Origin of the sequence: Blautia sp. Marseille-P3201T (assembly GCF_900120295.1) — a bacterium.
Lineage (GTDB): Bacteria > Bacillota > Clostridia > Lachnospirales > Lachnospiraceae > Blautia.
On sequence record NZ_LT635470.1, the window covers coordinates 189,568 to 209,852 of the forward strand.

Genomic DNA, 20,285 nt, shown 5'->3' on the forward strand with positions numbered 1-20,285 from the left:
ATGGATAAATTTTATATTATTGCAAACAGTGAAAAAGATGAAGGATTGCAGGTATCCAAGAAAGTGGCAAAATATCTGGAAAGTAAAGGGAAGAGCTGTTCAGTTCGACCGGCCAGTTTCGGAAACAGAGCCCCATTTAATCATTATACAGATATACGCATTATACCGGATGATGTAGAATGTGTTATTGTGTTAGGCGGCGATGGGACTTTGCTGCAGGCTGCCAGAGATGTGGTAAGCCGTGAAATCCCTCTTTTGGGAATAAATTTGGGAACCTTGGGTTATCTTGCAGAGATTGACAAAGAGTCTATTGAGCCGGCATTAAATCATCTAATTGCAGATGCATATACGATAGAGCATCGTATGATGCTAAGTGGAAAGGTATACCATCGAGGCAAAATGGTGGCAGAAGATGTGGCTTTAAATGATATTGTTATAGGCAGAGAAGGACCTCTGCGTGTAATTCGTTTTAATAATTATGTCAATGGGGAATTTTTAAATTCCTATACAGCAGACGGTATTATTATTTCCACAGCTACAGGTTCTACCGGTTATAGTCTTTCAGCCGGAGGGCCTATTGTATCGCCGGAAACCAATATTATGATTATGACACCGGTTGCTCCACATACATTGAATACCAGGAGTATTATTTTCCCTGCAGAAGATGAAATTACAGTGGAAGTTACTCAGGGAGCACAGAAAAATGGAGAAGGAAAGGCTGTCGCATCTTTTGACGGAGATACGAACATTTCCATGAATGCAGGGGACAGGATTGTAATAAAACGTTCTGTAAGTGACACTAAAATTATAAAAATCAGTAATATTAGTTTTTTAGAGGTGCTTCGTACAAAAATGAAGAATTAGGAGGTGATAAGATTGAAAATTGCCAGACAGTCAAAAATTGTAGAATTAATTAATGAATATGATATTGAAACACAGGAAGAGCTTGCGGCACGATTAAATGCAGCAGGATTTAAAGTAACACAGGCAACTGTTTCCAGAGATATTCGGGAAATGAAATTGATGAAAATGGCAAAGCAGGATGGCGGTTCGAAATATGGACTGGTATCTTCGCCAAATACGGCAGACAGTGAAAAGTACATACGTGTATTAAGAGATGCTTATTTGTCTATGGACAATGCCCAGAATATTCTGGTGATTAAAACCACAGCTGGAATGGCAAATGCGGCAGCAGCAGCTTTGGACCATATTAGTTTTCAGGAAATTGTGGGAAGTCTTGCAGGAGATGATACAATTGCGTGTTTTTGTAAAAATGAAGGACAGGCAATGGCACTGATGAACAAAATTAAAAAGGTCATTCATGTATATGAATAGAAAAATGGAGTATTCTGAGAATGTTAGTACATTTACATGTAAAAAATCTTGCATTGATTGAAGAAGCAGAGGTAGATTTTGAAGAAGGACTGAATATTTTAACAGGTGAAACAGGAGCAGGAAAATCTATTTTAATTGGCTCTGTAAACCTTGCTTTAGGACAAAAAATGTCAAGAGAAATGATACGTGAGGGGGCAGATTATGCTTATGTGGAATTAGTTTTTCAGGTAAGCCCCGATACAGAAGAAAAATTAAAAGCACTGGAAGTGTTTCCGGAAGATGGACAGGTGATTATTTCGCGGCGTTTAACTGAGAACAGAAGTATCAGCAAGATAAACGGAGAAACCTGTACGATTTCCGGAATTCGAAAAATTTCAGAGCTTTTGTTGGATATTCATGGGCAGCATGAACACCAGTCACTTTTATATGCAGACAAGCAGATGGAAATTCTGGATGCTTATGGACAGGCTGAAATTGAAAAAGAAAAACAAAAGGTAAAAGAACTTTATAAAGAATATCGTGCCGTACAACAGGAGCTGGAGTCTTATCAGCTGGATGAAGAACAGAGAAGAAGAGAAATTAACTTTTTAGAGTATGAAATACAGGAAATAGAAGATGCCCAGTTAAAAGATAGGGAAGACGAGGAATTGTCTGTATCTTATCGAAAGCTTTTAAATGGGAAAAAAATCACAGAAAATTTAGGAGAAATCTATTGTCTCACAGGATATGAAGAAGGCAGCGCAGGGCAGATAAGCAGAGCCTTGCAAAAACTGTCACAGATTGCTTCTTTTGATGAAAATCTGAATGGCCTTTTGGCTTCGCTTACAGATGTAGATAGTCTTTTAAATGATTTTAACAGAGAAACTGCTTCTTATATGGCAGAATTTACATTTTCAGAGGAAGAGTTTTTTGAAATAGAAAAAAGACTGGATATTATTAATGGATTAAAAGCAAAATATGGACATACAATACCTGAAATTTTAGAGTATAAAATGGAACAGGAAGAAAAGTTAGAGAAACTTTTAAATTTTGAAGCGAGAAAAGAAAAATTAGAACAACAGTGGAAAGAACGGAAAGAGGAACTTTCAAAAGCTTCTGCTGTTTTGACAAAGGTGAGAAAAAAATGGGCAAAGCAACTGCAGGAACAGATTATTTTGGGGCTGCAGGATTTGAATTTCCTTAATGTTTCTTTTGAAATTTCTTTCAAAGAGAGAGAAAATTTTACAGCTTCAGGAAAAGATACGATCCATTTTTTGATTTCTACTAATCCGGGAGAACCGGTTAAAGAACTTTCGAAAGTAGTGTCTGGTGGTGAACTTTCCAGAATTATGTTGGCAATTAAAACTCTGCTGGCAGACAAAGATTGTACAGAAACTTTGATTTTTGATGAAATTGATACAGGGATTAGCGGCAGAACAGCTCAGAAAGTAGCTGAGAAAATGGCGGTAATTGGTGAAAAGCATCAAGTGCTCTGTATTACTCATCTGCCTCAGATTGCATCTCAGGCAGCCAGTCATTATGTTATTGAAAAACAGGTAAAAAATGGAGAAACTGTCACAGAAATTTTTAAATTAACTGAAGAGCAGTCAGTGGAAGAACTTGCCCGAATGTTAGGTGGTGCAGAGATTACAAAAGCAGTTTTGCAAAATGCTAAAGAAATGAAAGATTTGGCACAGCAACAAAAAAATACAAGAGTGAAATAAGGAAAATATCACATACTAAAAAGGTACACAGCAGTGTATCTTTTTTTATTGTATAGGAAATCGCGTCCTATGAAATAAAAATACTCCGTTTGCATTAAGTTATATTGAGAATATTTTCGCTCAAAATATATAATTTTTCACTATACTTAATGCCATAAATTATTTTAAATATAACATAAAAATTTGAAAAAATAGGAAAGGATTTGATTTTTTGCAGAGAAAACGTAATTATCGCCTCCTTATTTTCGTATTATTATTAGCGGATATGTGCTTAATGACAGTTTTTGGGGTTTATTATCTGAAAAAAATAATTCCAGATACGATTTATATCCGCCAGGGACAAGAAACAGAAGTTTCTCAGATGATGGATTATCCTTTTATAACGTATTCTGAGAGTATTGACGTGTCAAAAAATGGCAGTTACCAAATACCCTGTTATTTCCTTAACATGATTTATTTAAAGGATGTACAGGTGAAAACAGAAGAGGAAAAATGGGTAGATGTATGTGGCATGCCCATAGGTCTGTATATGGAAACCCAGGGTGTTCTGGTAGTTGATACAGGAGAGATTACAGGTAAGGATGGTGTGCGGGCAGAACCGGCAGAACATATAGCGAAGGCCGGAGATTATATTTTGGAAGTGAATGGAAATCCAATTTCAGGAAAAAAAGAGTTGATTAAAAATATTGAAGCCAGTCATGGAGAAACTATGGAACTTCTTGTAAACCGAAACGGAGAAAAAATACCTCTTTCCATTTCTCCTGTATTAGATCAGAATGACGAATATAAACTGGGACTTTGGATCAGGGATAATACGCAGGGAATTGGAACTATGACATATGTTGATGAAAATGGGAAATTTGGTGCCCTTGGACATGGGATCAGTGATGCGGATACAGGAGAGCTTTTGAATATTTCAGAAGGAGAGCTTTATGAAGCAGAAATTGTTTCCATTAAGAAAGGAACAAAAGGTATGCCGGGAGAATTATCCGGATATATTGACTATGATCCGGATAAAAAAATCGGAATTATAGAGAAAAATACAGAATTGGGAATTTCCGGTGAGGTATTTGATATGGAACGTTTGCCCCATGAGAAAGTCATGGTGGGTTACCAGCAGGAAGTAAAGGAAGGAAAAGCAAAACTTTTGACAAATTTGAATGAAGAGGTGAAGGTTTATGATATTGAAATAACAGAGATATACCGGAATAAATCCAAAACAAATAAAGCTTTTGAAATTCAGGTAACGGATCCAAGACTTTTAGAGGAAACGGGAGGAATTGTGCAGGGTATGAGTGGAAGCCCAATTCTTCAGAATGGGAAACTTATTGGAGCAGTTACCCATGTTTTTGTACAGGATTCATCGAAAGGTTACGGGATTTTTATTGAAAATATGCTATAAAAATATAGTGAAAAATAATAAAAATGTCGAAATTGAATGAAAATAATCAAAAACAAAGATAAATTGTAGAATGATTTAACTTGATTCTGAAAACAACAGAGAATATAATACTAAGAGTCTTCAGTTATTGACGATTGAAAAGGGCGCCCGTCAAATTCTGAAGAAGTTGTTGTAACAAAATTGATGGAGGAAGATTGATGGAGAAGTTAAATGTCGCTATTGCAGACGATAACGAGAAAATGTTGGACTTATTGGGGAATTTGATTAATGAGGATAAAGAGCTGGAACTAGTAGGACACGCAAATAATGGTGCGGAAATATACGATATTATTAAAGAAAAAGAACCGGATGTTGTACTTTTGGATATTATTATGCCAAAAGTAGACGGACTTACAGTTATGGAGAGAGTGGGAAAAGATAATAATTTGAAAAAACAGCCAGCCTTTATTGTCGTTTCTGCAGTAGGACAAGAACAGATTACAGAAGATGCCTTTCAGTTAGGCGCCAATTATTATATTTTAAAACCATTTGATAATAACATGTTATTGTCCAGAATTAAGCATGTGCGTAATCTAAGGGATGGAAGAAAAAGAGATATTCGGAAGGTAGATGCTTATGAAAATGCGGACAGTTATTATGAGAGAAATTTAGAAGCAGATGTAACAGATATTATCCATGAAATTGGTGTACCGGCACATATTAAAGGGTATCAATATTTAAGGGATGCCATTATTTTGTCAGTGAATGATATGGAGATGCTGAATTCTATTACGAAGATACTTTATCCAACCATTGCAAAAAAACATCAGACAACACCAAGCAGAGTAGAGCGTGCTATTCGTCATGCCATAGAAGTAGCCTGGAGCAGAGGAAAAATGGATACGATTGATGAATTGTTTGGCTATACGGTCAGTACGGGAAAAGGGAAACCTACAAATTCTGAATTTATTGCTCTTATTGCAGATAAAATACGGTTAGAATACAAAAAATAAAGAATTTGATACAATAAAACGACTTTTCTTTACAGAAAAAAAGGAGTATAATATTGTTAGATTAAACAAGATATAAAAGGTATATCTTATCTGACAAGGAGGGTGTTTTAGTGAAGAAAATTTTGTTTGTTGCATCCGAGGCAGTGCCGTTTATAAAAACAGGCGGTCTGGCTGATGTAGTAGGGGCTCTGCCTAAGTGTTTTGATAAAAAAGAGTATGATGTACGGGTGGTCATTCCAAAATACTTATGTATGAAAGAAGAGTATAAAAATCAGTTAGAATATGTAACTCATTTTTATATGGATATTGGATATCGACGAGAATATGTAGGCATTATGCAGATGAAGTATGAGGGAATTCAGTTCTATTTTATTGATAATGAATACTATTTTTCCGGATATCAGCCGTATGGTGAAATCCGTTTTGACATTGAAAAGTTTGCTTTCTTTTCAAAAGCAGCGCTTTCTATACTTCCTGTTATTGGATTTCGTCCGGATCTTATTCACTGCCATGACTGGCAGACAGGTTTAGTGCCTGTATATTTAAATGACAGCTTCCAGCAGGGAGAATTTTACAGAGGCATTAAAACCGTTATGACAATACATAACTTGAAATTCCAGGGGACTTGGGATATTAAGACAGTAAGACAATTAACCGGGCTGCCGGCGCATTTCTTTACACCGGACAAGCTGGAGGCTTTTAAAGACGCAAATCTGTTAAAAGGCGGTCTTGTGTATGCAGATGCTATTACAACGGTGAGCAATACTTATGCAGAGGAAATTAAAACAGAATTTTATGGAGAGCATTTGGAAGGCTTGATGCAGGCACGTGCCAATGACTTAAGAGGTATTGTAAATGGTATTGATTATGAAGAGTACAATCCTCAGACAGATAAATTTATTGCGAAGAATTATAATGCAAAGAATTTTAGAAAAGAAAAAGTCAAAAATAAACTTGCATTACAAAAAGAACTCGGTTTAGAAGAAAATCCTAAAGCTATGATGATTGGTGTTGTTTCACGATTAACAGACCAGAAGGGCTTTGATTTGGTAAATTATGTAATGGATGAATTATGTCAGGATAGTATTCAACTGGTTGTTTTGGGTACAGGAGAGGAACGATATGAAAATATGTTCCGCCACTTTGCCTGGAAATATCAGGGCAAAGTATCTGCCAATATTTTCTATGATAATGGGTTGTCCCACAGAATTTATGCAGCCAGTGATGCCTTTTTAATGCCGTCATTATTTGAACCATGTGGTTTAAGCCAGCTTATGAGCCTGCGATATGGTACTTTACCTATTGTGCGTGAAACAGGTGGATTAAAGGATACTGTAGAGCCATATAACGAGTTTGAAAATACGGGTACAGGCTTTAGTTTTAAAAATTATAATGCCCATGAGATGCTGGGAATTATCCGTTATGCAGAACATATTTATTATGATAAAAAACGAGAATGGAATAAACTGGTAGACAGAGCTATGGAAAGAGATTTTTCATGGGCAAACTCTGCAAAACAGTATGAAGAGATGTATGATTGGCTGATTAATGGATAAGAAAATCAGCTGGAGGTATTTGTTATAAAAATTAAAAATCCTGGCATACTAAGAAGGTAGAATAAGAAAACAGGAGGAAAATGATTATGACAGATATTTCAGTACTTGATTTACAGAATTTGCGCCATTTAATTGGTGGATTTGAAACTACTCATTGCAAAATGCAGGACTATGCGCAGGAAACACAGGACCCGCAGATTAAGCAGTTTTTTCAGAAATCTGCACAGTCTGCAATGGAAAGTAAGCAGCAGTTAATGCAATTTTTGCAGTAGGAGGGGTAGAAAAATGACAGAGAAGACAATGGTAGCAGATACACTTGTGGGAATTAACGGAGAATTGGTACGTTATGGGGAAATGATTACACAGACAGAAAATCAACAGTTGAAACAGACTTTAAAACAGATGAGAAATCAGTGTGAAATGTCACAGGAAGAGATTTATCAGATTGCCAGAGCAAAAAGTTACTATGTTCCGGCAGCTTGTGCAAAACCTGAGGAAGTTGCTCATGTGCGTTCCATTCTGACACAGCCGACTATGAAATAAGAGATAAAAAGGGAGATGTTGCTTTGTGACATCTCCTTTTTATAAATTTACCTTGACAGAAAAGCGGAAAGCGTGCATACTGAAAAAGCAGTACATATCTTTCTGTCAGATTAAGACAGTATCAAATTTTTCATAGCTGCAGTATTCTCTGCATATTTCAAAGAAAACAAAAGTAGGATGGGAAGTGGTTCCTGAAGTATAAAAACAGTTGACAAGAAGAAAAAAGTATACTATTATGAGACATAGAAACGAACATAAGTTCGTATATGCGAAAGTGTGATTAAAAGGAGAAAAAATATGGCACAGATGGTGAAAGAAGATAAATTAAAAGCATTAGATGGTGCTTTGGCACAGATTGAAAAACAGTTTGGAAAAGGTTCTATTATGAAATTGGGAGACTCCACTGCAAATATGAATGTGGAAACTGTACCTACAGGTGCCTTAAGTTTAGATATTGCGCTGGGCTTAGGCGGTGTTCCAAAGGGGAGAATTATTGAGGTCTATGGACCGGAATCCAGTGGTAAGACTACGGTTGCTCTGCATATGGTAGCAGAAGTACAGAAGAGAGGCGGAATTGCGGGATTTATTGATGCAGAACATGCGTTAGACCCGGCTTATGCAAAGAATATCGGTGTTGATATTGACAATCTTTATATTTCCCAGCCGGATAATGGAGAACAGGCATTGGAGATTACAGAAACTATGGTGCGTTCCGGTGCAGTAGACATTATTATTGTGGACTCTGTTGCTGCATTAGTGCCAAAAGCAGAAATCGAAGGAGATATGGGAGACTCCCATGTAGGTCTTCAAGCGCGTCTGATGTCTCAGGCATTGAGAAAATTAACAGCGCATATCAGCAAATCAAATTGTATTGTTATTTTTATTAATCAGCTTCGTGAAAAAGTAGGAGTAATGTTTGGAAATCCGGAAGTTACTACCGGTGGACGAGCTTTGAAATTCTATTCTTCTATTCGTATGGATGTGCGCAGAATTGAAACTTTAAAACAAGGCGGAGAAATGGTTGGAAACAGAACACGAATTAAAGTAGTTAAAAATAAAATTGCACCTCCATTTAAAGAAGCGGAATTTGATATTATGTTTGGAGAAGGAATTTCCAAAGAGGGCGATATTCTGGATTTAGCAGCTAATATTGGCATTGTCAATAAGAGCGGTGCATGGTATGCCTATAATGATGGTAAAATCGGACAGGGAAGAGAAAATGCAAAGAAATATCTGAAAGAAAATCCGGAAATTGCAGAAGAAATTGAGCAAAAAGTGAGGGCACATTACGGACTCACTGATGAAGCAGCTTCATCAGAGGATGCCGTATCTGTCGGTAAAACTTTGACAAGTGAGGAAACAGAAGAAATTTAAGAGGGAAAATAGATGGTTGTTACGGATATTAAACCTGTGACAAAACAAAAATTCCAAATTGAAATAGACGGACAGCCCGCCTTTGTAGTATATAAAGGTGAGCTGTTTCGTTATCATCTGGAAAAAGACAGGGAAATTGAAGAAGAAACTTATGCAGAAATTGTAGATGAGGTTCTGACAAAAAGAGCCAAGTTAAGGGCTATGCATTTGCTGCAGAAAATGGACAGAACCAGGTGGGAATTGGAAAGAAAACTGCAGGAAAGTGGATATCCTCAGATTGTAGTACAAAGGGCACTGTCTTATGTAGAGTCTTTTCATTACATAGATGACAAACGATATGCTGCAATGTATATACAGTCTCAAAAAACAAAAAAAGGAAAAGCCAGAATAAAAATGGAGTTAATGCGAAAAGGTGTTCCGGCAGAATTCATAACAGAAGTTTTTTCGGAAACAGAAGATGAAGAAAATACAAAAGATACAATTCGCAGTTTAATTAAAAAGAAATGTTCTCATCCGGATGAGATGGATGAAAAAGAAAAACGAAAACTGTATGGATTTTTGTTGAGAAGGGGATTTTCCTCTTCTGATATTTTATCGGTTTTTCGTGAGATTGAAGGGGAAAAAGATTTTGTATAGATTATACAGATTACATAAGGTTAGTTTCCGCTTTTATGTTGACTTTTTAAAGAATTCAGTATAAAATTATACTGTTGTATTCGTACAATGAAAATTAAATAAGGAGGTGCTCCTGTGGCAATCTATGTAATAATTGCAATTATTGCTGTGGCTCTTACCTTGCTGATTGCAGTTCCGGTTACCGCTAATATTTCTGTAAAGAAAAAAGCAGAAAAAGATGCAGAAACTATTGGAACAGCAGAAGTAAAAGCGAGAAGCATTATAGATGAAGCATTGAAGACTGCTGAAACGAAAAAGCGAGAAGCTCTCTTAGAAGCAAAAGAAGAAAATCTCCGTACCAAAAATGAATTGGAAAAAGAGACAAAAGAGAGAAGAAGCGAACTTCAGAAGTATGAGAAACGTGTTTTATCAAAAGAAGAAGCTCTTGATAAAAAAGCAGATGCTTTAGAGAAAAGAGAAGCTGAATACACAGCAAAGGAAGCAGAATTAAAGAAAAAGGAAAAGAAAGTTGACGAATTACAAGGACAGAGAGTACAGGAACTGGAGCGAATTTCAGGTCTGACCTCCGAACAAGCAAAAGATTATCTGTTGAAAACTGTTGAAGATGAAGTAAAAATTGACACAGCTAAGCTTTATAAGGAATTAGAAAGCAAGGCAAAAGAAGAAGCTGATAAAAAGGCAAAAGAATATGTTGTAACAGCTATTCAGAAGTGTGCAGCAGATCATGTGGCAGAGGCTACCATATCTGTAGTACAGCTGCCAAGTGATGAAATGAAGGGTAGAATTATTGGTCGAGAAGGACGTAATATTCGTACTCTGGAAACATTGACTGGTGTAGATTTAATTATTGATGATACTCCAGAAGCAGTAGTATTATCCGGTTTTGATCCTATTCGCAGGGAGATTGCAAGGATTGCACTGGAGAAGCTGATTGTAGATGGACGTATTCATCCGGCAAGAATTGAAGAAATGGTTGAAAAGGCTCAAAGAGAAGTTGAAACAATGATGCGGGAAGAAGGAGAAGCTGCAGCATTGGAAGTTGGTGTTCATGGTATTCATCCAGAACTTATTCGTCTTCTGGGCCGTATGAAATTCCGTTCAAGCTATGGACAGAATGCATTAAAACATTCTATTGAAGTAGCACAGCTTGCAGGATTACTTGCAGGTGAAGTGGGAACGGATATACGAATGGCGAAAAGAGCAGGTTTGCTCCATGATATTGGTAAATCTATCGATCATGAGGTAGAGGGTTCCCATATCCAGATTGGTGCGGACTTATGTAAAAAATATAAAGAATCACAAATTGTTATCAATGCAGTAGAATCACATCATGGTGATGTAGAACCTACTTCATTAGTTGCGTGTATTGTGCAGGCTGCTGATGCAATTTCTGCAGCAAGACCAGGCGCAAGACGTGAAACATTAGAAACATATACCAACAGATTAAAACAGTTAGAAGACATTGCTAATTCCTTTAAAGGAGTTGATAAATCTTTTGCTATTCAGGCAGGACGAGAAATTCGTGTTATGGTAGTTCCTGAACATGTAACAGATGCAGATATGGTGCTTCTGGGCAGAGATATTTCAAAACAGATTGAAGCTGAGCTGGAATATCCGGGACAGATTAAAGTAAACATAATTCGTGAATCACGCGTAATTGATTACGCAAAGTAATACCGTTGACTTTTAAAGACGATAAAGACTCTTATTTTCATAATAAGGGTCTTTTTTTTCTGCGTATGTCATAAACTGTACAGGGTGAAGGTATGAAAAAAAATATAGGAAGTCTTTTAGGATGGTATGCAGCAGGTTTCATTTTAGGTATTATAGGAGCAAATCTATTATTTAAAGAAACAGGATGCTCTTCAGGCCTTTTGGCTATATATGGGACGGCAGCGCAAAAAGAGTTGGTAAATGCAGAAGTATTGTTTAAATATCTCTTGTTTCAAAGAGGCGCTTATTTTCTTTTTATGTTGTTGATTGGGCTGACTTATATAGGCTCTTTTACTGTTATACTGAGTCTTTTGTGGTTTGGATTTTTAGGAGGAAACCTTTTGACACTATTTGTGCTGGAATATGGGTTGAAAGGACTTGGAATAGGGGTTATTTGTTCTATGCCTCAGATAATTTTTTATTTGCCGGGATGGTTGTTATTATTTTGGATTGTTATACGTATGAGCAGGAAATCATGGGCGAAAGGAAAAAGAGAAAGAGCAGATTATCAGGCATATATTTTCTTTGGAGTGGGCGCATGTGTCTGTATTTTATTGGGGATTTGGCTGGAGAGTTATGTTAATCAAAAAATTCTGGTTTGGATTTTTCAACATTGGATATAGTTTTATAAAAATTTAATATTTGAGAAAACCATATATAGTATATAGAAAAGAAAGAATTTCCGATATCTTGTATAAGCGCTGAAAACGCTGAGAAAATAAGGCTTTTTGTAAAATAAGGTTTGATTTTTGGAGTGCATTTGATATATAATCGTACTATGCCTGAAAGAAGGGGAATGAAATATGAAGTGCGAAATACAGGAGTTTATTGAGCATTTACATAATACCAGAGGCACTTCCAGAAACACAGAAGTATCTTATGAAAGAGATTTAAAAAAATTGGAGCAGTTTTTGGAACAAGAGGGAATTTTTGAATGGAAGCAAGTATCTGCTGTGGTATTGAATTCTTACATTATGTATTTGGAAAGAAAAAATTTTGCGGCTTCTTCCATATCAAGAAATGTTGCCTCCATAAGAGCTTTTTTTCAGTATTTTTGCCAGAGAGAGAGTTGGAAGGAAAATCCTGCAGAGAGCTTAAAGGCGCCAAAAATAGAGAAAAAAGTTCCGGGAATTTTGACTGTAGATGAAGTGGACTTGCTTTTGAGTCAGCCAAAAGAGAATACAGCAAAAGGAGTCCGTGACAGGGCAATGCTGGAGCTTTTATATGCAACTGGTATTAGGGTAAGTGAATTAATTCATCTTACATTGAGAGATGTAAATTTAAAATTAGGATATATTACGTGCAGCCAGAGTGAAAGAGAAAGGGTAATTCCTTTTGGAACGGCTGCAAAAAGAGCTATAGAAACTTATATAGTCTGGGCGCGAGCAGAACTCTTAGGGGAAAATGACAGTGAGTTCTTGTTTGTAAATTGCTCAGGGAAGTCTATGAGCAGACAGGGATTTTGGAAAATTTTGAAAAGCTATGCCGTATCAGCAGGAATACAGCAGGATATTACCCCACATACATTGCGGCATTCTTTTGCTGCACACCTGGTACAAAATGGTGCAGATTTAAAAAGTGTACAAGAGATGATGGGACATTCAGATATATCTACAACTCAGATTTATATGAATATGAATGTAAATAAAATCAGGGACGTGTATATGAAGGCACATCCCAGAAAATAAAAGATGGTTCGCAACCCTGGCATTGCGAACCATTTTTTATTTCCACTTTTTAAATTTCTGAAAAACACTTAGCAAAGTTCGGCAATAGTAAAGATAAGTTTTTCTGTATCTTCCCAGCCAAGACATGGATCTGTGATTGATTTTCCGTAAATATTATCAGGAGCAATTTTCTGACATCCTTCAACAAGATAGCTTTCAATCATAACTCCTTTTACAAGATTTTGGATATCCTTGGATACAAGGCGGCTGTGGAGTACTTCTTTTACTATACGAATTTGTTCTTTGTATTGTTTCCCGGAATTAGAGTGGTTTGCATCAATGACAACAGATGGATTTGCCAGATTTCTTTCGTTATACATTTCCAGAAGACGCTGTAAATCTTCATAATGATAATTTGGAATGGTATTCCCATGTTTGCTGACAGCACCTCTTAAAATTGTATGAGTTAAAGGATTTCCCTCTGTCTTTACTTCCCAGCCTCTGGAAATGAAATCATGTCCTCCCTGAGCGGCAACAACAGAGTTTAACATAACTGAAAAATCACCACTGGTAGGATTTTTCATGCCCACCGGAATATCCAGACCACTTACCATTAAACGATGCTCCTGGTTTTCTACAGAACGAGCACCAATGGCAACGTAAGAAAGCAGGTCGGATAAGTAATGCCAGTTATCGGGATAGAGCATTTCATCGGCAGAAGTAAGCCCTGTTTCAGTTAAAGCACGGATGTGCATTTTACGGATTGCCAGAATGCCAGCCAAAACATCTGGTTTTGCTTCAGGATCCGGTTGATGCAGCATACCTTTGTAGCCTTCCCCGGTTGTTCGCGGTTTGTTTGTATAAATTCTGGGGATTAAAATCAGGCGGTCAGAGACCTTTTCCTGTAATTTTGCCAGACGATTGGTATATTCACATACAGAGTCTTCTCTGTCTGCAGAACAGGGACCTACAATAACAAGAAATTTATCGGAAGCTCCGGTAAAAACATCCTGTATTTCTTTATCTCTTTTTCTTTTCTGTTTTTTTAGTTCTTCTGACATAGGGATTTGTTCTTTGATTTCATCCGGAGTCGGAAGCTGTTTTATAAATTGGAAGCTCATAAAAAATCTCCTTTGTTGACCTTTTGCCCTTGGCGTTTTGTAAATTATAATACAAAAATAACAGATTGTCGATACTTTTTTAATGTAAAGTTTAAAACTTTAAAGTGAGTGATGAAAAAGAAAGTCTCGTAAACAGTAAAGAGACAGCAGGGTTATAAAAAGCTCGCTTATAATTAAACCCCAGAGATATCCCAGAATTCCATAATAAGGAATAATAAAAAATACAAAAAGAATACGAATTCCTAATCCAAGTGTATTTAGCCAGAAAGTCTGATTGGTAGAACCCAGTCCATTTAGAATGCTGTTTAAAGTGCCGGATAGGTATAGACAAGGGCAGATAAAAGACAGGGTTTTAATAAAAGTTCCTGCAAATTCATTTTTAAAGAGTAAAATACCCAGGAAATTGCCCCCTATGTAAAAAAAGACAAATGCTGAAAAACCCAAAAGCAAACAATATTTTATGGATAAAAGAATATTTTTGCGAATATTTTCGTTTTTTCCCAAAGCCTGACTTTCTGCTACGGAAGGAAGAAGAACCGTAGATAAGGCATTGGTAATAGCGGAAGGAAATAGAATAAGAGGAAGCGCCATTCCTGTTAATACGCCGTAAATAGAAAGTGCGGAAGCATTGTCAAGGCCAAAAAGCTGCAAATGTCCGGGGATAAGCACTGACTCAATACTGTGGAGAATATTTACCAAAAGGCGATTACAGGTTAGGGGCAGGGAAAGTGCCACAATTGCTTTTAATTCTTTTAAGGGTTTTATCATGGAAGTGAACTGGTAATGGCCTTTGCAGAAGTCCCATAAAATCATAAATCCGGTAAATACCCATGCAGCCAGTTCCCCGGCAAGCAGACCGAAGACAGCCAGCTTTGGTGTGATTGCAATTCCTTTTTCTGACCAGATAGAAAAAAGGAGAAAAGAAGCTGCTACACGGAAGCATTGTTCAATAAGTTGAGCGGTAGCAGGAATAGAAAGTTTTTTTCTGGCAAGGTAATATCCATTGACGCAGGAATGGAAAACTCCAAAAGGTACAGAAGTCGCCAATATTTTTAAAAGAGGGGTACATTGTTCTTCTAATAGAAGATGTATGGCAAACCAGTTTGCGTGACGATATAGGAAAAATCCGGTAATGACAGAAATTGTAGTGGCAAGGGAGGCGGATAACAGAAAAACATCACGGGCGCCCTGCTCATTTTTTAAAGCAGCTTTTGCTGCCACAAGGCGGGATATGGCTGTCTGTATGCCGCCTACGGCAAGAGCATAACATAAGGTGTAAATGGGGAAAATAAGCTGGTAAATTCCCATACCTTGTGCACCAATTTTTTGCGAAAGGAATATCCTATAAATAAAGCCGATGATTTTTGTAAGAAAGCCGGAAAGTGTCAAAAGAAGTGTACCTTTTAAAAGAAAGTTTCGGTTGCTCATGATGAAATCCTTATTTTTTCTTTTTTCATAATATATTCTTTAAATGAGCTTGACAGAACAAAGGAAAGGTGTTATTCTACTTCAAGATTAGAAATCAGAGTAAAACAGTCGGAATTGAAAAGAGGCGATAGAATGAAGCTTTCTACAAAAGGAAGATATGGCTTAAGAGCGTTAATCGACTTAGCATTATATAGTGATGAGGAAGCTGTTTCCATACAAAGTATTTCTAACAGACAAAATATTTCAGACAGCTATTTGGAACAGCTTATGAGAAAGTTGAAAAAAGCTGGTTTAGTTGTCAGCGAACGAGGCGCTCAGGGTGGCTATCGTCTGGCAAAACAGGCGGAAGAAATTTCCGTGGGAGATGTGTTAAGAGCTTTGGAGGGAAGCCTTGAGGCGGTATCCTGTGGAGCGGGAAATAATGAACATTGTCAGGGTGAAGATTTATGTGTTACCCGTTATGTCTGGCAGGAGATTAACAAAAGTATTCAGGAAACAGTAGACTCCATAAAAATCAGTCAATTAGTAGAGGAGAGCCGTAGGGCTCGCGAAAAAGGGCAAATTAAAGTGCAGAAATGTGATTAAATATAGGAGATGAGAGATATGAAAACAAGAATTTATTTGGACAATGCAGCAACTACAAAAACTTCTCAGGAAGTTGTGGATGCCATGCTTCCATATTTTACAGAAAATTATGGAAATGCTTCCAGTATTTATGAAGTGGGACAAAGAAGTAAAGAGGCGATTACCACTGCAAGAGAGGAAATTGCAAAAGTTTTAGGGGCAAAAACAGATGAGATTTATTTCACGGCAGGAGGAAGCGAAGCGGATAACTGGGCATTAAAAGCTGCGTTTGAAGCATACAGCAAAAAGGGCAATCACATTATTACTACAAAGATTGAACACCATGCCATTTTACACACCTGTGAATATTTGGAAAAGAAAGGTGCTGAAATCACATATTTAGATGTAGATGAGAATGGTCTGATAAATCTGGATGAATTACAAAAGGCAATTCGTCCGGAAACAATTTTGATTTCCATTATGTTTGCAAATAATGAAATTGGAACTATTGAACCGGTAAAAGAGATTGGAATGATTGCGAAAGAACATGGAGTTTTATTCCATACAGATGCTGTTCAGGCATTTGGACAGGTGCCTATTGATGTAGATGAAATGAACATTGATATGCTTAGTTCCAGCGCACACAAAATTAACGGACCAAAAGGTATTGGATTTTTATATATTCGTAAGGGCGTAAAAATCCGTTCTTTCGTACATGGAGGTGCACAGGAAAGAAAGAGACGTGCAGGTACAGAAAATGTTCCGGGTATTGTGGGTTATGGTGTGGCAGCGAAAAGGGCAGCAGAAACCATGGAAGTTCGTACTGCAAAAGAAAGAGAATTAAGAGATTACTTTATCGACAGAGTGTTAAAAGAAATTCCTTATGTAAAATTAAATGGCGACCCTGTAAAACGTTTGCCGAATAATATTAATCTGAGTTTTCGTTTTGTAGAAGGTGAGTCTTTGCTGATTATGCTGGATATGAAAGGAATTGCTGCTTCCAGTGGTTCTGCATGTACATCCGGTTCTTTAGATCCTTCTCATGTATTACTGGCAATCGGTCTGCCTCATGAAATTGCACATGGTTCTTTAAGATTGACTTTAGGAGAAGATACCACAAAAGAAGATTTAGATTATACATTAGAGCAGTTAAAAGAAATTATTGGAAAACTACGTGATTTATCACCATTATACGAAGATTTTGTAAAAAAACAGAACAAATAAAAGAAAAAAACGGAGGAAAATATTATGTACAGCGAAAAAGTTATGGATCATTTTCAGAACCCAAGAAATGTAGGAGAAATTGAAAACGCCAGTGGAGTAGGAACAGTAGGAAATGCAAAATGTGGCGATATTATGAGAATTTATCTTGATATTGATGATAATCAGATCATTCAGGACTGTAAATTTAAGACATTCGGATGTGGTGCAGCCGTTGCCACAAGCAGTATGGCAACAGAACTGGTAAAAGGGAAAACCATTGAGGAAGCTTTAAAAGTTACAAATAAAGCTGTTATGGAAGCTTTAGACGGACTTCCACCGGTAAAAGTACACTGTTCTCTGCTGGCAGAAGAAGCAATTCACGCAGCACTGTGGGACTATGCAGAAAAGCATGGAATTAAAATTGAAGGTCTTTCCAAACCAAAATCAGATATCCATGAAGATGAAGAAGACGAGGAAGAATATTAATGAGTGGAAAGAAAGTCGTTGTAGGATTATCCGGCGGTGTTGACTCTTCTGTGGCAGCTTATCTGCTGAAAAAGCAGGGGTATGATGTAATCGGAGTGACTATGCAGATTTGGCAGGAGGAAGACAATGAGTTTCAGGAAGAAAACGGTGGCTGCTGTGGATTAAGCGCTGTAGATGATGCCAGACGTGTTGCTCAGATTTTAGATATTCCTTATTACGTTATGAATTTCCGAAAAGAATTTAAAGAAAAAGTCATTGATTATTTTAATCAGGAATATTTGGAGGGCAGAACTCCCAATCCCTGTATTGCATGTAATCGCTATGTAAAATGGGAGTCTCTTTTAAAGAGAAGTCTGGATATTGGAGCAGATTATATTGCGACAGGACATTATGCCAGAGTAGAACAGCTTCCAAATGGAAGATATGCCATTCGAAATTCGGTAACGGCAAAAAAGGACCAGACTTATGCTTTGTATAATCTTACACAGGAGCAGCTTTCCAGAACACTGATGCCGGTAGGAGAATATACAAAAGAAGAAATTCGTCAGATTGCTCAGGAAGCAGGACTTCCGGTGGCACATAAAAAGGACAGTCAGGAAATTTGTTTTGTACCGGATAATGACTATGCGGGATTTATTGAAGAAAGCACAGGAAAAAGGATCGAAGAAGGGAATTATGTTTTGGAAGATGGTACCGTAATCGGAAAACATAAAGGAATTATCCATTATACTATCGGGCAGAGAAAAGGATTAAATCTGTCTATGGGGCATCCTGTATTTGTGACAGAAATAAGACCGGATACTAATGAGGTGGTTATTGGAGAAAATGAAGATTTATTTGTGACAGATCTGGTTTGTGACAGAGTAAATTTCATGGCAATAGACCATCTGGAAGAAGGAAAAGAATTTACTGCAAAAATTCGTTACAATCATCCGGGAGCAGTATGCACACTGGAAAATTTGGGAGAAGGAAAAGTAAAAGTTATTTTCCGTGAACCTCAAAGGGCAGTTACACCGGGACAGGCAGTGGTCTTTTATGATGGAGAGTATGTAGCCGGAGGCGGTATTATTTTAGGAAAAGCATGAGAGAATATAGAGAGAATGGGAAAAGGGCACTTGTAGAGAGTGCCTTTTTCTGTCTTTAAACGGATACGCAGAATGTATGGAAATAACATTCATTGGGTGTTATAATATTTTTAGGAAACGTAAATTAAGGTGGTGGAGTTAATATGAAGAATGAGGCGATATTAAGTAGTGACAGAATGTTCACATCTTTTCGGTTTAATAGTCATAATATCCGTTTTAGAACATCTCCAAGACTTGAACGATATACGAAAGTAATTGAATGGGATAAGGGATATTTAGTTGTTATGGCTAAATATGAAGGGCACGAGGAGGAAGAGGAGTATATAGATTTAATTCCAATTCTTGAAAACTTATATTTTGATACGGAAGATTTCTTAAAACCAATTCAGAAGGTGAGGATTGAATATGTGTGATGTTATGAAAATAGCAGAGGATGCAGAAATAATTGTGAATGGATACGCATTTACCAAAGCAGGAAAAAATATAAGGGTACTTAACCTAAAAGATACAAATAAAGCAGCAGTTTTGAATGAAAATGGAGAAATTTTAGAGACAAGTATGGATGACATTGAATATGAAATGGGCGGAAAAAAGTGATAATGGTTTTTATGGAGAATAACTATTGGGGTATAGAAGATAAAATATCCCAATAGTTATTGAAAACTTTTATAAAGGAATAAATTCCGATTTTCTCTCTTTGAAAATTGTATAGTATCGAAAACCGCAGGCTTTTAAAAGGTCGGAAGCCTTCTGGAAATCATAGGCAATATGGCAGGGAGCATGGGCATCAGAGCCTAAAGTGAGCAATTCGCCGCCTAATTCTTTGTAACGCTTTAAAATTTCCATGGAAGGATGTGGCTGTCCCAGACCGTATTTAAAGCCTGCTGTGTTACATTCCAAACCAATTCCCTTATCTATGAGTGTTTTTAAAATTTCATCTAAGATATCGGCATGATTTTTATAACAATAATGTGCATTTTTGGACGGGCCGTAGCGAACCACATAATCAATGTGTCCACAGGTGTCAAAACAGGAGTAAGTTTGAAGGTTTTTAAGAAGCACTTCAAAATAACGCTGATATGCCTGTGCTTCTGTACGATTTTCAAAGAAAACGGCTTCGTAAGGATCTAAACGGTCAGCAAGATGTGTAGAGCCTATGATAAAATCAAAGCTTTTGGAAGCACAAAGCGCCGGTATTTCTTCTTTTAAGTGGGGCTGCAATCCTGCTTCCAGACCAAAATAAAGGTTGATTTGAGAATGGTATTTTTCTTTTAACTGTAAAAAAGTTTCTTCGTATGCAGCTAAATCTGTTAGAAAAGTAAAGTTATTTCCGGGAAAATCTAAGTCGGTATGTTCCGTAAAACACATGCCTTTTAAATTCTGTTTTATTCCTTCTTTTATCATATCCTCCATAGGACTGGTGCTGTCTTCGGAAAAATCCGAATGGAGATGGAAATCATAGTACATAAGTTTTTCC

Annotated in this window: 22 protein-coding genes; 19 read left to right on the forward strand and 3 right to left on the reverse strand. The window is 37.0% G+C overall.

What is annotated here, in order from left to right:
* The 13 genes from BQ7352_RS09240 to xerD all read left to right on the forward strand — a co-directional run bounded on the left by BQ7352_RS09240 (window position 1) and on the right by xerD (window position 12,942).
* The gene (locus BQ7352_RS09240) at window positions 1-864 is read left to right on the forward strand and encodes an NAD(+)/NADH kinase (RefSeq protein ID WP_072448944.1); all 864 of its coding nucleotides are present in this window, start codon (window positions 1-3) and stop codon (window positions 862-864) included.
* A gap of 12 nt (window positions 865-876) precedes the next feature.
* Window positions 877-1,335, forward strand: a complete 459-nt coding sequence (gene argR / locus BQ7352_RS09245; protein ID WP_072448945.1) for an arginine repressor — start codon at window positions 877-879, stop codon at window positions 1,333-1,335.
* A 20-nt stretch (window positions 1,336-1,355) separates the two neighbouring features.
* Window positions 1,356-3,038 carry a DNA repair protein RecN gene (gene recN / locus BQ7352_RS09250; protein WP_072448946.1) on the forward strand — a complete coding sequence of 561 codons (1,683 nt, stop codon included), beginning with the start codon at window positions 1,356-1,358 and terminating at the stop codon, window positions 3,036-3,038.
* A 211-nt stretch (window positions 3,039-3,249) separates the two neighbouring features.
* The gene (gene spoIVB, locus BQ7352_RS09255; protein ID WP_072448947.1) at window positions 3,250-4,440 is read left to right on the forward strand and encodes a SpoIVB peptidase; all 1,191 of its coding nucleotides are present in this window, start codon (window positions 3,250-3,252) and stop codon (window positions 4,438-4,440) included.
* Window positions 4,441-4,637: 197 nt separating this feature from the next.
* Window positions 4,638-5,432 (forward strand): sporulation transcription factor Spo0A, encoded by a 795-nt coding sequence (spo0A, locus tag BQ7352_RS09260; RefSeq protein WP_072448948.1) that lies wholly within the window; start codon window positions 4,638-4,640, stop codon window positions 5,430-5,432.
* Window positions 5,433-5,542: 110 nt separating this feature from the next.
* Window positions 5,543-6,988 (forward strand): glycogen synthase GlgA, encoded by a 1,446-nt coding sequence (gene glgA, locus BQ7352_RS09265; protein WP_072448949.1) that lies wholly within the window; start codon window positions 5,543-5,545, stop codon window positions 6,986-6,988.
* 86 nt (window positions 6,989-7,074) lie between these two features.
* Window positions 7,075-7,260, forward strand: coding sequence for a hypothetical protein (locus BQ7352_RS09270; RefSeq protein WP_072448950.1), 186 nt, complete (start codon window positions 7,075-7,077; stop codon window positions 7,258-7,260).
* A gap of 13 nt (window positions 7,261-7,273) precedes the next feature.
* On the forward strand, window positions 7,274-7,531 hold the full coding sequence (locus BQ7352_RS09275; RefSeq protein WP_072448951.1) for a spore coat protein: 258 nt from the start codon (window positions 7,274-7,276) through the stop codon (window positions 7,529-7,531).
* 306 nt (window positions 7,532-7,837) lie between these two features.
* Entirely contained in the window at window positions 7,838-8,905 is a 1,068-nt protein-coding gene (recA, locus tag BQ7352_RS09280) for a recombinase RecA (RefSeq protein ID WP_200791389.1), read from the forward strand.
* A 12-nt stretch (window positions 8,906-8,917) separates the two neighbouring features.
* Window positions 8,918-9,541: a regulatory protein RecX gene (locus tag BQ7352_RS09285; protein WP_072448953.1), complete on the forward strand. Its 624-nt coding sequence runs from the start codon at window positions 8,918-8,920 to the stop codon at window positions 9,539-9,541.
* A 165-nt stretch (window positions 9,542-9,706) separates the two neighbouring features.
* Window positions 9,707-11,215, forward strand: coding sequence for a ribonuclease Y (rny, locus tag BQ7352_RS09290; protein ID WP_442855669.1), 1,509 nt, complete (start codon window positions 9,707-9,709; stop codon window positions 11,213-11,215).
* 92 nt (window positions 11,216-11,307) lie between these two features.
* Window positions 11,308-11,877 (forward strand): stage II sporulation protein M, encoded by a 570-nt coding sequence (locus tag BQ7352_RS09295; protein ID WP_072448955.1) that lies wholly within the window; start codon window positions 11,308-11,310, stop codon window positions 11,875-11,877.
* Window positions 11,878-12,057: 180 nt separating this feature from the next.
* Window positions 12,058-12,942 (forward strand): site-specific tyrosine recombinase XerD, encoded by an 885-nt coding sequence (xerD, locus tag BQ7352_RS09300; RefSeq protein WP_072448956.1) that lies wholly within the window; start codon window positions 12,058-12,060, stop codon window positions 12,940-12,942.
* A gap of 68 nt (window positions 12,943-13,010) precedes the next feature.
* Here xerD and BQ7352_RS09305 read toward each other — a convergent pair whose 3' ends face one another.
* A complete protein-coding gene (locus BQ7352_RS09305) occupies window positions 13,011-14,042 on the reverse strand; it encodes a 3-deoxy-7-phosphoheptulonate synthase (RefSeq protein ID WP_072448957.1) in 1,032 nt (343 codons plus the stop codon).
* A gap of 99 nt (window positions 14,043-14,141) precedes the next feature.
* On the reverse strand, window positions 14,142-15,470 hold the full coding sequence (locus BQ7352_RS09310; RefSeq protein ID WP_072448958.1) for a polysaccharide biosynthesis protein: 1,329 nt from the start codon (window positions 15,468-15,470) through the stop codon (window positions 14,142-14,144).
* 132 nt (window positions 15,471-15,602) lie between these two features.
* Between BQ7352_RS09310 and BQ7352_RS09315 the strand changes: the two genes are divergently transcribed.
* From BQ7352_RS09315 to BQ7352_RS09340, 6 genes are all read left to right on the forward strand, one after another.
* On the forward strand, window positions 15,603-16,055 hold the full coding sequence (locus tag BQ7352_RS09315; protein ID WP_072448959.1) for an RrF2 family transcriptional regulator: 453 nt from the start codon (window positions 15,603-15,605) through the stop codon (window positions 16,053-16,055).
* A gap of 18 nt (window positions 16,056-16,073) precedes the next feature.
* Entirely contained in the window at window positions 16,074-17,258 is a 1,185-nt protein-coding gene (gene nifS / locus BQ7352_RS09320; protein WP_072448960.1) for a cysteine desulfurase NifS, read from the forward strand.
* 24 nt (window positions 17,259-17,282) lie between these two features.
* Entirely contained in the window at window positions 17,283-17,723 is a 441-nt protein-coding gene (nifU, locus tag BQ7352_RS09325; RefSeq protein ID WP_003019964.1) for a Fe-S cluster assembly scaffold protein NifU, read from the forward strand.
* Window positions 17,723-18,808, forward strand: a complete 1,086-nt coding sequence (gene mnmA / locus BQ7352_RS09330) for a tRNA 2-thiouridine(34) synthase MnmA (protein WP_072448961.1) — start codon at window positions 17,723-17,725, stop codon at window positions 18,806-18,808. The genes nifU and mnmA overlap by 1 nt, the downstream gene beginning before the upstream one ends.
* A gap of 143 nt (window positions 18,809-18,951) precedes the next feature.
* Complete coding sequence (locus BQ7352_RS09335) at window positions 18,952-19,221, forward strand: DUF7724 family protein (RefSeq protein ID WP_072448962.1); 270 nt, start codon at window positions 18,952-18,954, stop codon at window positions 19,219-19,221.
* Between the two features lie 4 nt (window positions 19,222-19,225).
* Window positions 19,226-19,405 carry a DUF7723 family protein gene (locus BQ7352_RS09340; protein ID WP_242948570.1) on the forward strand — a complete coding sequence of 60 codons (180 nt, stop codon included), beginning with the start codon at window positions 19,226-19,228 and terminating at the stop codon, window positions 19,403-19,405.
* 69 nt (window positions 19,406-19,474) lie between these two features.
* Here the strand turns inward: BQ7352_RS09340 and BQ7352_RS09345 are convergent, their stop codons facing one another.
* Window positions 19,475-20,275 (reverse strand): histidinol-phosphatase HisJ family protein, encoded by an 801-nt coding sequence (locus BQ7352_RS09345; protein WP_072448964.1) that lies wholly within the window; start codon window positions 20,273-20,275, stop codon window positions 19,475-19,477.
* Between the last annotated feature and the right edge of the window lie 10 nt (window positions 20,276-20,285).

Bases quoted from the DNA above. Each gene is read 5' to 3' on its own strand.
- nifU (WP_003019964.1), top strand. From the start codon at position 17,283: ATGTACAGCGAAAAAGTTATGGATCATTTTCAGAACCCAAGAAATGTA.
- xerD (WP_072448956.1), top strand. From the start codon at position 12,058: ATGAAGTGCGAAATACAGGAGTTTATTGAGCATTTACATAATACCAGA.
- BQ7352_RS09275 (WP_072448951.1), top strand. From the start codon at position 7,274: ATGACAGAGAAGACAATGGTAGCAGATACACTTGTGGGAATTAACGGA.
- BQ7352_RS09310 (WP_072448958.1), bottom strand. From the start codon at position 15,470: ATGAGCAACCGAAACTTTCTTTTAAAAGGTACACTTCTTTTGACACTT.
- BQ7352_RS09270 (WP_072448950.1), top strand. From the start codon at position 7,075: ATGACAGATATTTCAGTACTTGATTTACAGAATTTGCGCCATTTAATT.
- BQ7352_RS09345 (WP_072448964.1), bottom strand. From the start codon at position 20,275: ATGTACTATGATTTCCATCTCCATTCGGATTTTTCCGAAGACAGCACC.
- spo0A (WP_072448948.1), top strand. From the start codon at position 4,638: ATGGAGAAGTTAAATGTCGCTATTGCAGACGATAACGAGAAAATGTTG.
- nifS (WP_072448960.1), top strand. From the start codon at position 16,074: ATGAAAACAAGAATTTATTTGGACAATGCAGCAACTACAAAAACTTCT.
- BQ7352_RS09295 (WP_072448955.1), top strand. From the start codon at position 11,308: ATGAAAAAAAATATAGGAAGTCTTTTAGGATGGTATGCAGCAGGTTTC.
- BQ7352_RS09285 (WP_072448953.1), top strand. From the start codon at position 8,918: ATGGTTGTTACGGATATTAAACCTGTGACAAAACAAAAATTCCAAATT.
- recA (WP_200791389.1), top strand. From the start codon at position 7,838: ATGGTGAAAGAAGATAAATTAAAAGCATTAGATGGTGCTTTGGCACAG.
- BQ7352_RS09340 (WP_242948570.1), top strand. From the start codon at position 19,226: ATGAAAATAGCAGAGGATGCAGAAATAATTGTGAATGGATACGCATTT.
- recN (WP_072448946.1), top strand. From the start codon at position 1,356: ATGTTAGTACATTTACATGTAAAAAATCTTGCATTGATTGAAGAAGCA.
- BQ7352_RS09335 (WP_072448962.1), top strand. From the start codon at position 18,952: ATGAAGAATGAGGCGATATTAAGTAGTGACAGAATGTTCACATCTTTT.
- BQ7352_RS09305 (WP_072448957.1), bottom strand. From the start codon at position 14,042: ATGAGCTTCCAATTTATAAAACAGCTTCCGACTCCGGATGAAATCAAA.
- BQ7352_RS09240 (WP_072448944.1), top strand. From the start codon at position 1: ATGGATAAATTTTATATTATTGCAAACAGTGAAAAAGATGAAGGATTG.
- mnmA (WP_072448961.1), top strand. From the start codon at position 17,723: ATGAGTGGAAAGAAAGTCGTTGTAGGATTATCCGGCGGTGTTGACTCT.
- BQ7352_RS09315 (WP_072448959.1), top strand. From the start codon at position 15,603: ATGAAGCTTTCTACAAAAGGAAGATATGGCTTAAGAGCGTTAATCGAC.